Origin of the sequence: Photobacterium indicum, assembly GCF_003026215.1 — a bacterium.
GTDB lineage: Bacteria > Pseudomonadota > Gammaproteobacteria > Enterobacterales > Vibrionaceae > Photobacterium > Photobacterium indicum.
The window spans coordinates 225,414-238,265 of record NZ_PYOC01000003.1 but is presented as its reverse complement, the minus strand read 5'-3'; the positions used below and the strand labels follow the sequence as shown (position 1 = coordinate 238,265).

Here is a 12,852-nt window from a genome sequence, read left to right as displayed (position 1 = left end):
TCAGTAATCTGAATTGTAGGTGAGTGCAGATGATCATATAACGCGCATTATTGAAATACCCATAATGAAAATGTGATGCAAAAGTTAATTGATGCACTAGATAAAAACGGTTACTACATCTGGGATGATTTTATGTCTGCTACGCAGGTTGAACAGCTCAAATCATGTCTGCCTGAAAATTGGAAACAAGCCTGTATTGGGCGTAATGATGACGTTACGCGAATTGAATCAATTCGTAGTGATAAAATTCACTGGCTAGCCTCAAATTTAGGCGAGCCAGTTCAGGTCTTTCTTAATCAAATGGAAAATATTCGTCATGAGGTAAACCAACATTTCTACCTTGGTTTATTTGAGTACGAAGCTCACTTTGCGAAGTATGAAGAAGGGGATTTCTATAAGAAGCACCTTGATTGCTTCCGTGGCAATGAAAATCGCCGATTAACCACTGTTTTTTATATGAACGACAGTTGGACTGAAGAAGATGGTGGTGAGCTGGTTGTTTATGATTTAGATGATAATGTAATTGCTAAACTTCCACCTAAATCTGGTCGCTTGTTTGTGTTTTTATCTGAACAGTTCCCACACGAAGTATTACCTACCAATAAACAGCGATTTAGTATTGCAGGTTGGTTTCGTATTAACGGCGTGAAAGACAATGTTCTCGATATCGCGCGGTAATACCAATCTAGACTAGACAAATATCTGATCATTCACTTATCCAGAATGGTATGAAACGGACTGTGGTAAAGAAATTAATGGGGTCTGCTTTTATTTAAAATGAACAGAGACCCTATTAAATTGATAACGAATTTAATGGCGATTAATCGTAATATCTGAAACAAAACCGTGTTCAGTACCCACAAGCGCCTGCTTCAACATGTGTGCGGCTTCTTCTGCTGTCATAAACGAAGAGGTATCAAATTCTTTCCCACTCGTTTTCCAGAAGTCAGTCGCCATTCCACCAGGGTAAACCGCGATAAGTTTCATTGGGCAGCCTTTCAATTCTAGGCGAACCGATTCTACTAATCCACGTACCGCCCATTTTGCAGCGCAATAGGTTGATTCTTCAGCTTTAGCTGCTTGTGCAGCTGTCGACATCACAACGACGACATTGACTTTATGATTACGGTAACGCTTCACTAATTCGCGCAATAAGAAAATCGTTGAGGTCACGTTGTTTTGAATTAACTGGCTGATTGCTTCAGGATCTTGCTGTTCGATAGGGCCAAAATAACCACTGCCAGCACAATGAATAACTGTATCTGGTGCGCACTCTAAAGAATCCAATAATGCTTCGACGTCTGTGGCTTTACCGAGGTCAGCTTGTTTAACCTGTACTTTTTCTGGCATATTGGCAGCTACGTTTTCAAGGCGTTGTGCATTTCGCCCGGTGATCAGTAATGGTTTTCCTTCTGTGCTGTACAAGTGTGCTAATGCTGCACCTAAACCGCTACTTGCGCCTGTAATTACAATCATAAAATGCCTTTATTAATGGGGTTTTGTTTAAAAAGACAAAGCCACGGTTTAATGATTTTCTTTATCTTCATTCTTTTTGTAATAGTTTTGAATTTTTTGCTCAAAGAACTTAGTTAAAGTTAGGCCTGTCTTCTTTTTGATTAAGGCGGCAATGATAGCCAAAATAATGAATCCAAATACAACGCTCATAACCCCTCCTAGGTGTACCTATGTTACTTGTTATACACTAATTACCCATTAATTATACCTTATGAATAATTGATTTAATGGTGACTTGTCTGTTATTGGGATTGTGATCAAGGTAGTTGAAAAATAGCCATCGTCTTGATTATAATTCCACCATCATATCTATCGGAGCTAACGCCATAATGAATAACTAACTTACCGACATTCAATGACTATTCATTATTTGGACACTCGGGGTTAGTGGGCGTTACTTTGTCACAGTACAGTTATATCTTGCTTCTTCTTGCGGCAATCACACCTAAGTAACGGCTTAGACCCCTTTTACATTTCATTCGTAAGGGGAGGTATTCTTATGCCTGCATTAATCACACATCAATTGTCATTCCAATTCGATACTGGGGAGTGGCTATTTCAGAACTTAAATTTCACCCTACCTAATGGTATTACAGGGTTGGTGGGTCGTAATGGGGTAGGGAAATCTGTTTTTCTCTCATTGTTATTGGGTAAGCTTTCACCAACTCAGGGTTCTGTAACTTGCCAAGGCCAGGTTGCTTATTACTCTCAATTACCTTCTAAACTTCTGGATGGTAATACCCGTATCTCTGATTATTTAGGCGTTACCAATAAATTGCTGGCACTTCGATCCATTGAGCTGGGAGGCTGTAAGCAAGAACATTTTGATGTAATTGGCGATGATTGGGATATAGAAATTCGATTACAGCAAGTGTTAAAGACATTGCGCATTGAGTCGGAATTGAATACGTATTGCCATACGTTAAGCGGTGGTCAATTAGCCCTTTTACAGTTGTATAAACTGTTCGAATCTAATGCTGAAATATTACTGCTTGATGAACCGTCTAATCATTTAGATTCTGCCGGTAAGCGTTGGCTCATTAATCGATTACAACAATTCGAAGGGCAAATACTCTTGGTTAGCCATGATAGAAGCTTGCTAAAACATGTCGATGCTATTTATCAGCTAACAGGCTTAGGGCTAACGTTTTTCAGTGGAAATTACGATGTATATCAAGAGCAGGTGACGACTCAGTCAGCAGCATTAGACAGAAAAATAGTGCAATTGAAAGCAGAACAAAAAAAGATAGAGCGTCAAACCCAAGCCAACAAAGAAAAGGCACAGCAACGTGAAGCCCAAGGCAACCGCCTAAGAAAATCGGGTAGCCAGCCAAAGATCTTAATGGACGCGATGAAAGACAAGGCGGGACGCAGTCAATCGGCACAGGTAACTAATCAGCAAAATCAAGTAGACCGTAATCAAGACAAACTGCATAGCTTAGGTGTTCATAAAGAGGCATTGAAACCCCAAGCGTTGTATTTACAGCAAGCAGCGCAAGTAAAGAAACGAAAGCTGTTAGACGTCCAAAACTGTCGGTTGCATTATGGTACAGGACGTTTGTTCTCTTTTTCTTTATCTCAGACGGATCGATGTTATCTCGATGGCGCGAATGGATGTGGAAAATCTACGTTACTAAAAGCAATTCAACAGCAACACTCGAGTTATTTTGGGGTGATTAAACGGTATACAAGCACGGTGTATTTGGATCAAAATTTTGGCTTGTTGAAATGTGATGATTCGATGCTAGACAGCTTAATGCACCATTGCAGAGGGCTCATTGAAAGCGACGCCAGAATCTTATTAGCAGGTATTGGTTTTAGGCGAGATTCTGTTTACCGCAAAGTGGCAGATTTAAGTGGTGGCGAAAAAATGAAATTATCGATGCTCATGGTGAGCCATGTTGATGATGCGCCCTTGTTACTGCTTGATGAACCAGATAATCATTTAGATATCGACTCAAAACAGATGCTAGCAACCGCACTAAAAGCCTTTAAAGGAGGGTTCATTTTGGTGAGTCATGATAAAGATTTTGTCAGAGACGTTGGGGTTAATATGCAGGTAACAATAGGATAAATTCTGCAGCAAAATAATCAACTCATTGTTTCTGTGTATGGACGTTTTAAATCTGATTCTGTTGAATGAATCAGATATATTTTTAGCTGTTAGTAATATATGAATATGAGAGAAATAATGAAGTTAGATGCTGTCTTGTGGGATTATGATGGAACAATTGTTAACTCTGTTCCTAAAAATATAGAGATTACAAAAAATATTTTATCCGTTGTTGCGCCTCGTTTAATTGGCGATAACCTGCCTAAGTACTTACTCAGTGAAGCTGCATATCATCACGCCAATCATGCGGCTAAAAACTGGCAAGAACTTTATGTAAATTATTACGGCATGACGGAATCAGAAATGCAGGTAGCGGGTACGTTATGGGCTGAACATCAGTTAAGTAATACTACGCCAGTTAAATTGTTTACGGGGATAGATGATGTGGTACGACGCTTATCTTCTATTCCGCATGGTATTTGCTCGCAGAATGCTTCAAAAAATATACGTAAAGTTTTATCTGAGGCGAAAATTGATTCTTTTTTCAAATCAGTTATCGGTTATGACGATGTATTAGGCGATGCACAGAAACCTGCCGCAGATGGTGGTTTAATTTGTCTAGAACAATTATTTGATAGCGCAGAGAATAAAACAGTGATGTACATTGGCGATCATGAAGCTGATGTACAGTTTGCTCGTAATGTGCAATCTGCCTTTGGTAAAAAATTGACAGTTATTTCTGTGGCAGCTGCATACAGTGGGGCAGCGCCAGAAGGCTGGTCTGTAAAACCTGATTACATCATTCGAGATCCGTCTGAATTAGCGATTATTTGTGAACAATATCTATAGTTAAGAAGTGATAACGGAGTGATATCTATAATTATGATTAATCGTTAATAACCCGTTGGCTGGTCTTCTTATACTACTCAGGAGCTAGCTACTTAAAGCCTCTAACTTCTATACCCAAGTTACCTCAAGATTTTCGCTGAATCCTGCATTTTGAGATAGCTTGGGTATATTTTCTTTTCTCCGTATCAATCCCTTTTTTGTCGACTCTTCCCTTCTAGAAGACCCTATTTGAAATCCATATGTCTCGGGTATTTCAGGGTAAATTAGTATGATGACTAATGTTTAGTGTACATAATAAATGAGTAGGTAAAACCACCACCTTGGTAGTATAAAAGCCCAGCAAAACCGAGTCCACTTGAACTTTTATATCGATATTGTTAATATTTCGCGGATTTTTTATTTAGTGGTCTAATTATCTTGGTTTTTGTGGACCATTTTCGTTTCTACTTTTTGAACAAAAAAAATATACGGACAAAACGTTTGAGTATCATTTATGGATAGTACAGTAAAGAAATACAGTATTGATACGACCGACTATCAGGTGGGTCAAGACAACATTCAAAAGTGGGGTTTTGATATTCATAACCCTGTATTTGGCATTAGCGCAGGGTTTATTCTCTTATTCCTCACAACTCTTATGATCGTCGATCCAAATACAGCGAAAGAAGCACTAAACGGTCTTAAGAACAGTATTATTAATGGTTTTGACACGTTCTTCATGTGGTCAACTAACTTTTTCGTACTCTTTTCTTTGGTGCTGCTGTTGTCGCCGTTCGGTAAAATTCGTATTGGTGGCAAAGAAGCTAAGGCAGAACATTCAACAGCTTCATGGTTAGCAATGCTATTTGCTGCCGGCATGGGGATTGGTCTTCTATTCTGGGGGGTAGCGGAACCGGTTGCTTACTTTACTGATTGGTGGGGCACACCCTTTAACGTAGAACCGTATACGCCAGAAGCCAAAGCACTGGCAATGGGGTCGACTATCTTCCATTGGGGCATCCATGGTTGGGCTATTTATGCAATTGTCGCGTTATCGCTGGCATTTTTTGCTTATAACAAGGGCTTGCCACTATCGATTCGCTCAGTGTTTTATCCAATCTTTGGAGATAGAGCGTGGGGTTGGTTAGGGCATGCCATCGATATTATGGCGGTACTCGCGACCTTATTTGGTTTGGCGACATCGCTTGGTTTAGGTGCGCAGCAAGCGACTAGCGGTATTAACCATGTATTCGGTACTGATGGCGGTATTGGTATGCAGCTTATCGTTATTGCATTTGTGACCATGATTGCGATTATCTCGGTAATTCGCGGTATTGATGGCGGCGTTAAAGTATTGAGTAATATCAATATGCTGTTTGCATTTGCTCTGTTGCTGTTTGTTGGTTACGTTGGTTTTGATGTTGTGAAGCTTTCGATTCCAGACACATTAATGGCTTATGTGGAAAATATCATTGGTCTAAGTAACCCTCATGGTCGTGAAGACACAACATGGATGCATGGCTGGACTGTGTTCTATTGGGCGTGGTGGATTTCATGGTCACCATTTGTAGGTATGTTTATTGCGCGTATCTCTAAAGGTCGAACAGTGCGTGAGTTCTTGCTTGCTGTGATCTTTATCCCGACGTTAGTGACGATTATTTGGATGGCTACTTTTGGTGGTATAGCGATTGATCAAGTGGTTAATAAAGTCGGTGAACTAGGTATTAATGGTATGAATGATATCTCACTTACTTTATTCCATGTTTACGATGCACTACCATATGGTTCAGCAATTTCAGTACTGTCGATTATATTGATATTGATCTTCTTTATTACGTCATCTGACTCAGGTTCATTGGTCATCGATAGTATCACTTCTGGTGGTAAGATAGATGCTCCGGTTCCACAGCGAATTTTCTGGGCGACAGTCGAGGGTGCTATCGCTGGCGTTATGCTTTGGGTTGGCGGTAAAGAAGCGCTTCAGGCACTACAGTCTGGTGTGGTTGCGACAGCCTTACCATTCACCTTTGTGTTGTTACTAATGTGCGTTAGCTTAGTGAAAGGCTTAAACAGCGAACTTGCGTTATATACGAACCATAAAAAGTTGCCTAAAACAGCTTAAGGTCATTCATCTAGTTTTATACCCAAGTTACCTCAAGATGCTCGTTTCAGCGAGAATTTGTTGGGCTCTAGGCAAGGCACTTATTTATAGACCTAGTCGTTCTACGTTGAAAATAAGTAACACCGCATAGATCCCAACAAAACTCGCCCTTCGGGAGTGATTCAGCGTATCAACTTCTGTGTCAAATGTGTTTGAAAGGGAATGCCATTCCTACACACATTTTCCTTGAATTAAACACGCTGAGATCACTCTGAATCCTGCATCTTGGGGTAGCTTGGGTATATACGAACGATGATGACAACAATTTAATCGGTCTCAAGCGAATGTTTGAGGCCGATTTTTTTGTATGATGAAAGCTCAAATACTTTAGGAATTGTTTTACGTCTGTGGCCATTATTAAGTGGTTATTAGAGCGTGATTTCAATGGCATAAATACCGTGCAGAGGGATCATAGCTTGGTATTCGTGAAAGCTGTTCAATAAAATAACGCCATCTTCTATGGTATTGCATAATGTTGAAAGTACGTCGAGGCTTTCTTGCTCAAGCAGGCTTCTTGCATCAGGATAATGACGAACAGCAACCACCTTTACTTTCAAAGCGTCTGGTTCAATAATCTCAAGCCCAACGAATGGGGGGCCTGCAATGATCTGAAAAAGAATAGTATCCCCAATTTTAAGCTGATCATACTGAATAGATTCGTAAGAGTTATTGGTTCTAATTTCGACTTTTTTCTTACCTAAGCGAATCGCTTGTATGGCTTTACGATAGATCTCAAGTTTGTATTCCATGTAACTATTTACTCTTATTTTAGAGAATGTTTCTATGCAGAATAGCAAAAATAGTGGTAACTGGTATGAACTATTCCACTGATATATTTGCCATTACACCTGAGCATGTCTCCTTAGGTTTATCCCATAATATCGGTAATAGCCGACTATGTTACTGCCGATAAACAGTAGTTCCATAATCACAGCCGTTGGCGATCCTGCAAGGTAATTGTGTACTAGCCAAATTGTCGTTCCAACGATCATTAATTGCCGTAAGCGTTGATCGTTTTGGCAAAATGAAGCTGACGTTTGGAATACTGTACCGCTGAAACTTAAAAGGCTGAGTAAGCCGGAGAAGGTCGAAGATGTGATGACTAAAGCGCAAATTAAAAAGAATGACATCAACACTTTAGACGTCGTAAAAATACTGGAAAAATAGCGGATGCTTGCCAGCAGCATTAAACCCGCAGCAGTCCATTGTTCAAGTAAGATAAAGTGGGCACTAATTAATACACCTGAAAAACATAAACAACAGACAATTTTTTGCCTTTGTTTAAATTGAAATGATGCAAGATCGAACACGATAGCAATGGCAATTAAAAGTTGTGACCAAACAAATGTTGACATGAATGCTCTCACTCTAAGTTTTTGTTTAATAATGAAAATAGAGTGATTATTATGACGGTGAATACTGTGAGAGGAATTAACTTAAGTTAATTCAGTCCTTAATTCTTGTTTTTAACCGAGATAGACTAACAGGACTAATGCCTATATAGCTGGCTATTTGAATATTGTTAAGCTTCTTAACCCAGTGTGGCCAATATTGCACAAGATGCTGATAACGTTGTTCGGGGTTATTGAGTAAAAGTAAGGCCTCTTTTTGTTCTTTAAATATAAGCTGTTGTTGTAATAGAGAAACCTTTGCAGGTAAATATTCTGGTAAAGATAAAATATGTAAGGGTACTCTTATTACTTTAGCCTCATCTATAGCTTCAATTTGGTATTGAGCCGATATTCCCTGTAACCAGCTTGAATATAAAAAACAGAGTTCACCCGAAAAATAAAACTCTTTGCAGCGTTCGCTACCTCTTTCATTAAAGTGGCAGGCTCTTAAAATGCCTGACGTAATAAAATACCCATAACGTTGCTCTGAACCTTGTGCGAGTAATGCCTCGCCAGCATTTAGGGTTATCGTTTTAAATTGGGATATGTGTGATTCAATGACTTGATTTGAAACACCTAAATCAGAGAAAAAATTAATAACCTTAGTAAACGTATCCACTTTCAAATAAGCCTTCATCTAAAAATTATCCGTGCCAAGACTAGCATAATCACCTTAAGTGTCGTCACGATAAATATCGTTATCGCAGATATAGCCAGCTTAAGCTGAGAGCTCTCATTATTTATTACTATCAGCTATCAAATTGATAGGAGGGACTTATTATTTTGATAGATAGTCATGTGTGAGTGAGAAACGCTCTTATTTAGCGTTATCTTAAGCGTTAAATTCCTTTCCTAAATCAAAGTCTTTCTATTGATGTAGTTCTCATTTTTACCCCAAATTCTGACGGTGCTCACGAATCTAATCGCTTATCTAACACTTTAATAAGATTGGCTTAATAGTTGCCTTTTTGAATCCATAGAGATTAACAATCACTCATTCTCTCGTCTTAGAGACATGCCTGATGACTATCAAATAGAAGTAGAATTCAAAAAAGGTAAGAACAATGATTGAACATTATTTACAGCCAGAGTCGACCATTCAAGCTCTTGAACTCATGAAGCAACATACAGGTGTTGCAACATGGTTTGCTGGTGGTACAAAACTCAATGCTACGCCAACTAAAACCGACAAAACAGTGGCTATTTCTCTTGATAAGCTAGCGCTGGATAAAATCGAACTACAGGGTGAAGCCCTTCATATCGGCGCGATGTGTCATATTCAAAGTTTGATTGATAACGAGCTAACGCCTGTGGCATTAAAACAAGCGGCGGCATTCATCTATTCTCGTCATGTCCGTAACCAAGCCACTATAGGTGGTGAAATTGCAGCATTCCAATCAGAAGCGTTGTTAGTGCCAAGTTTAATGGCATTAAAGGCAACGGTTATTCTCGCTAACGCCAGTCAGATGGATATTGAAGATTATATCAATAGTGAGCAACGTGAACTAATCATAGAAGTCATTATTCCAAACGTAAATTTGATGTGTATCGGTTACAACATTACGCGTTCGGCTGCAGGGCTTGCGGTTGTGACTGCCGCTGTTTCTGTTGATCAGCAAGGAAATAAAATTATTGCTTTAGACGGTGTGTCACCATTTCATCATGGTTATGCCGTTCCTGTTCGATTACGCGATGTTGAAGCACAAGACTTAAAAGGTGAGTTACTAGAGCAAGCCGTGGCAGATGCCGTTCATCCGGTCGCGAACCTTTGCGGCGGCGTGGAATACAAACGTTATATCGCTGGCGTTGTGGTTACCGATTTACTTGCTGAATGTCAGCATCTTGCTCAGGAGGCTTAATCATGACGATTACATTTACCTTAAATGGTCGACCGCAAACGCTAGAATGTAAATTGGGTGAAAACGTACAAACGCTATTACACGGCATGGGCTATCACTCTGTGCGTAATAGTGATGATGGTTTTGGTTTTGCTGGCTCAGACGTTATTTTGCTCGATGGGGTGTTAAAGAATGCTTCGCTATTAGTAGCAGCACAGCTTGAAGGCAAAGAAGTACAAACAGCAGAATCGCTAGGACAGTGGAACCAATTAAGCCTAGTGCAACAAGCCATGATTGATGTAGGCGTAGTGCAATCGGGGTATAACGATCCTGCGTTGGCATTGATCCTTACGCAATTGCTTGAAACGAATACCCAACCAAACCGTGCAGAAATTGACGATGCATTGTCAGGTTTATTCAGCCGAGATGCAGGTTATCAGCAGTTTTACGAAGTGGTTGAATTAGCGGTGAAACGCTTGAAAGATCCTGAGCATAATCAGAGTTTTGCACCAGAATTTCGTGATGATCTAACCATTGTTGGTAAAAATTGCCCTAAGATTGATTCGGCTAAAATGGTGCAAGCTAAACCCTGCTATGTAGAAGATCGTATTCCGGCTAATGCATGTGTTGTTAAAGTATTACGTAGCCCGCATCCGCACGCGTGGATCACTCATTTAGATGTCAGTAAAGCCGAAGCATTACCGGGTGTGGTATCGGTTATTACTCATTTAAATTGTCCAGATATTCCTTATACTCCGGGTGGACAAAGTGCACCTGAGCCGTCACCACTTGATCGTCGTATGTTTGGTCAGAAAATGCGTCATGTCGGTGATAGGGTTGCCGCTGTTGTGGCTGAAAGCCCTGCAATTGCCGAGCATGCATTAACACTGATTGATGTTGAGTTTGATGTTCTAAAACCAGTTATGAGCATTGATGAAGCAAGGGCAGCAGAAGCGCCGATTATTCACAATGAACCGATTGAATATGGCGTCGGTGCCCCTGATGATTTAGAGGCTCAAAATGCCAACGCAGATCCTCGTGAAGGTAAGCTGATTGTTAACTTCCCGATAGGCTGTTTCCCGCGTAAAAATATTGCAGCCAGCGTACGTGGGCATATTGGTGATTTGAACAAAGGCTTTGAAGAAGCTGATGTGATCATCGAGCGTACTTATGAATCAAAACAGGTTCAGCAGTTACCTGTAGAAACCCATATTTGTTATAGCTACATGGATGGCGAGCGCCTCGTTATGCATGATTCCACGCAAGTGCCATGGCATGTGCGTCGTCAGGTCGCAAAAATCTTGGGCATTAAGCAAAATAAAGTACACATCGTTAAAGAACGTGTGGGTGGTGGCTATGGCTCTAAGCAAGATATCTTGTTAGAAGATGTGTGTGCATGGGCAACTTGGACAACCGGTCGTCCAGTGTATTTCCATCATACTCGTGAAGAAGAGTTTATTTGTAACTCTACCCGCCACGTAGCCAAAGTAACCGTTAAATTAGGCGCAACGAAAGACGGTAAATTGACCGCAATTGATATGGAATTCCGTGCAAATACGGGGCCTTATGGTAACCACGCTTTAACCGTGCCGAGCAATGGTCCGGCGTTATCTTTGCCTCTGTATCCTTGTGATAATGTCGATTTCCGTGTGACAACGTACTATTCCAATATTTGTCCAACGGGTGCTTATCAAGGTTATGGCGCACCAAAAGGTAACTTTGCATTAACGATGGCTATGGCAGAATTAGCCGAAGAACTGGGTATCGATCATTTAGACATGATTGAGAAAAACCGTGTAGTCGAAGGGCAAGAGCTAAAAATATTGGCGGCGATTGGCGAAGGTAAAATGCCAACGAGTGCCCCGAAAGTACATAGCTGTGCCTTGAAAGAAATCTTACGTGAAGGTCGAAAGTTGATCGAGTGGGATTCAGCCAAACCAGCGAAAGGTGATTGGAAAGTCGGCCGTGGGGCTGCGATTATCCAGCAAAAATCCGGTATTCCCGATATCGACCAAGCAAACTGCAGCATTAAGATGGCATCTGATGGCACCTTTATTGTTCACTCTGGTGGCGCCGATATTGGCACTGGTCTCGATACTGTTGTCAGTAAGCTGACTGCTGAAGTGTTACGTTGCCCTATGGATGACATCACGATTCATTCTGGCGATACTGATCATGCCCCATTTGATAAAGGTGCGTATGCATCATCGGGAACCTGTTTCTCCGGTAACGCGGCAAAACGTGCAGCAGAAGCGATGAGAGAGAAAATCTTAAAATGTGGTGCTGAAATGCTGGCAGAGCCAGTGGAAGATGTAGATGTTGTAGCTCCGGGCTTAGTGAAAGGTAAAACCGGTGAAGTCAGCTTCTTCGACATTGCCCATAAAGCAGAAAGTGGCACAGGATGGGGACAGCTATTAGCAACGGGTTGTTTTACAACGTCTGAATTTGCTTTCCCGTACGGTGCAAACTTTGCGGAAGTCTCGGTTAATACCCGAACTGGTGAAATTAAGCTCGATAAATTCCATGCTTTATTAGATTGCGGTACGCCCGTAAATCCTGATTTAGCATTGGGACAAATTTACGGCGCCAGCATGCGCGCTATCGGGCACAGTATGACGGAAGAACTTGTCTATGATGATAACGGCATTCCGCTAACCCGTGACTTAAAAAGCTATGGCGCACCAATGATTGGTGATATTCCAACAGAATTCAAAGCGGTACTTGTACCAAGTGATGATCCTGTTGGGCCTTATGGTGCGAAATCAATCTCGGAGATTGGGGTAAATGGTGCAGCACCAGCCATTGCATCGGCAATACATGATGCTTGTGGTGTGTGGTTAAGAGACTGGCACTTCACGCCAGAGAAAGTGCTAAAAGGTTTGAATAAGCTCTAAGTAATATTGAAGTGGTCATTTTTCTGGGGATGGGGAAATGACCACTTTTTTAGTTTACGAGTGAGCTGTCATAGCTTGGCCAATAGATTAAGTGATTACGAAATTATTTGATCGCAATTATTGGGGTAAGGCAACACTTGTGATTAGCGGTTAGTAACAGCAATCGTGATAG

The 12,852-nt window shown here is 40.8% G+C and carries 11 protein-coding genes; 6 read left to right on the top strand and 5 right to left on the bottom strand.

The features are described 5' to 3' along the window. Positions 1-75: 75 nt before the first annotated feature. Positions 76-678, top strand: a complete 603-nt coding sequence (locus tag C9J47_RS11445) for a 2OG-Fe(II) oxygenase (RefSeq protein WP_107253655.1) — start codon at positions 76-78, stop codon at positions 676-678. 132 nt (positions 679-810) lie between these two features. Here C9J47_RS11445 and C9J47_RS11440 read toward each other — a convergent pair whose 3' ends face one another. Both C9J47_RS11440 and C9J47_RS27100 read right to left on the bottom strand, forming a co-directional pair. Then, the gene (locus C9J47_RS11440; protein ID WP_006231710.1) at positions 811-1,476 is read right to left on the bottom strand and encodes an SDR family NAD(P)-dependent oxidoreductase; all 666 of its coding nucleotides are present in this window, start codon (positions 1,474-1,476) and stop codon (positions 811-813) included. 48 nt (positions 1,477-1,524) lie between these two features. Next, a complete protein-coding gene (locus C9J47_RS27100) occupies positions 1,525-1,665 on the bottom strand; it encodes a hypothetical protein (protein ID WP_006231711.1) in 141 nt (46 codons plus the stop codon). Between the two features lie 349 nt (positions 1,666-2,014). On the opposite strand from C9J47_RS27100, the gene C9J47_RS11435 reads away from it, so the two are divergent. The 3 genes from C9J47_RS11435 to C9J47_RS11425 all read left to right on the top strand — a co-directional run bounded on the left by C9J47_RS11435 (position 2,015) and on the right by C9J47_RS11425 (position 6,518). Next, the gene (locus tag C9J47_RS11435; protein ID WP_107253654.1) at positions 2,015-3,589 is read left to right on the top strand and encodes an ATP-binding cassette domain-containing protein; all 1,575 of its coding nucleotides are present in this window, start codon (positions 2,015-2,017) and stop codon (positions 3,587-3,589) included. Between the two features lie 117 nt (positions 3,590-3,706). Continuing rightward, a complete protein-coding gene (locus tag C9J47_RS11430) occupies positions 3,707-4,417 on the top strand; it encodes an HAD family hydrolase (RefSeq protein ID WP_107253653.1) in 711 nt (236 codons plus the stop codon). A gap of 493 nt (positions 4,418-4,910) precedes the next feature. Continuing rightward, positions 4,911-6,518 carry a BCCT family transporter gene (locus C9J47_RS11425; protein ID WP_107253652.1) on the top strand — a complete coding sequence of 536 codons (1,608 nt, stop codon included), beginning with the start codon at positions 4,911-4,913 and terminating at the stop codon, positions 6,516-6,518. Positions 6,519-6,925: 407 nt separating this feature from the next. On the opposite strand, the gene C9J47_RS11420 is transcribed toward C9J47_RS11425, so the two are convergent. The 3 genes from C9J47_RS11420 to C9J47_RS11410 form a co-directional block, all read right to left on the bottom strand. Then, positions 6,926-7,306, bottom strand: a complete 381-nt coding sequence (locus C9J47_RS11420; RefSeq protein WP_107253651.1) for an ASCH domain-containing protein — start codon at positions 7,304-7,306, stop codon at positions 6,926-6,928. Between the two features lie 93 nt (positions 7,307-7,399). After that, a complete protein-coding gene (locus tag C9J47_RS11415) occupies positions 7,400-7,912 on the bottom strand; it encodes a YgjV family protein (protein WP_107253650.1) in 513 nt (170 codons plus the stop codon). A 91-nt stretch (positions 7,913-8,003) separates the two neighbouring features. After that, on the bottom strand, positions 8,004-8,567 hold the full coding sequence (locus C9J47_RS11410) for a Crp/Fnr family transcriptional regulator (protein ID WP_245903435.1): 564 nt from the start codon (positions 8,565-8,567) through the stop codon (positions 8,004-8,006). A gap of 445 nt (positions 8,568-9,012) precedes the next feature. Between C9J47_RS11410 and ygfM the strand changes: the two genes are divergently transcribed. Both ygfM and C9J47_RS11400 read left to right on the top strand, forming a co-directional pair. After that, entirely contained in the window at positions 9,013-9,807 is a 795-nt protein-coding gene (ygfM, locus tag C9J47_RS11405; RefSeq protein ID WP_107253648.1) for a molybdopterin-dependent oxidoreductase FAD-binding subunit, read from the top strand. A 2-nt stretch (positions 9,808-9,809) separates the two neighbouring features. After that, positions 9,810-12,680 (top strand): molybdopterin-dependent oxidoreductase Mo/Fe-S-binding subunit, encoded by a 2,871-nt coding sequence (locus tag C9J47_RS11400; protein WP_107253647.1) that lies wholly within the window; start codon positions 9,810-9,812, stop codon positions 12,678-12,680. Positions 12,681-12,852: the final 172 nt, after the last annotated feature.

What these genes read in the sequence shown, in the direction of transcription:
- C9J47_RS11425 (WP_107253652.1), top strand. Translation starts at nt 4,911, where the DNA reads ATGGATAGTACAGTAAAGAAATACAGTATTGATACGACCGACTATCAG.
- C9J47_RS11435 (WP_107253654.1), top strand. Translation starts at nt 2,015, where the DNA reads ATGCCTGCATTAATCACACATCAATTGTCATTCCAATTCGATACTGGG.
- C9J47_RS11400 (WP_107253647.1), top strand. Translation starts at nt 9,810, where the DNA reads ATGACGATTACATTTACCTTAAATGGTCGACCGCAAACGCTAGAATGT.
- C9J47_RS11430 (WP_107253653.1), top strand. Translation starts at nt 3,707, where the DNA reads ATGAAGTTAGATGCTGTCTTGTGGGATTATGATGGAACAATTGTTAAC.
- C9J47_RS11415 (WP_107253650.1), bottom strand. Translation starts at nt 7,912, where the DNA reads ATGTCAACATTTGTTTGGTCACAACTTTTAATTGCCATTGCTATCGTG.
- C9J47_RS11420 (WP_107253651.1), bottom strand. Translation starts at nt 7,306, where the DNA reads ATGGAATACAAACTTGAGATCTATCGTAAAGCCATACAAGCGATTCGC.
- ygfM (WP_107253648.1), top strand. Translation starts at nt 9,013, where the DNA reads ATGATTGAACATTATTTACAGCCAGAGTCGACCATTCAAGCTCTTGAA.
- C9J47_RS11440 (WP_006231710.1), bottom strand. Translation starts at nt 1,476, where the DNA reads ATGATTGTAATTACAGGCGCAAGTAGCGGTTTAGGTGCAGCATTAGCA.
- C9J47_RS27100 (WP_006231711.1), bottom strand. Translation starts at nt 1,665, where the DNA reads ATGAGCGTTGTATTTGGATTCATTATTTTGGCTATCATTGCCGCCTTA.
- C9J47_RS11445 (WP_107253655.1), top strand. Translation starts at nt 76, where the DNA reads ATGCAAAAGTTAATTGATGCACTAGATAAAAACGGTTACTACATCTGG.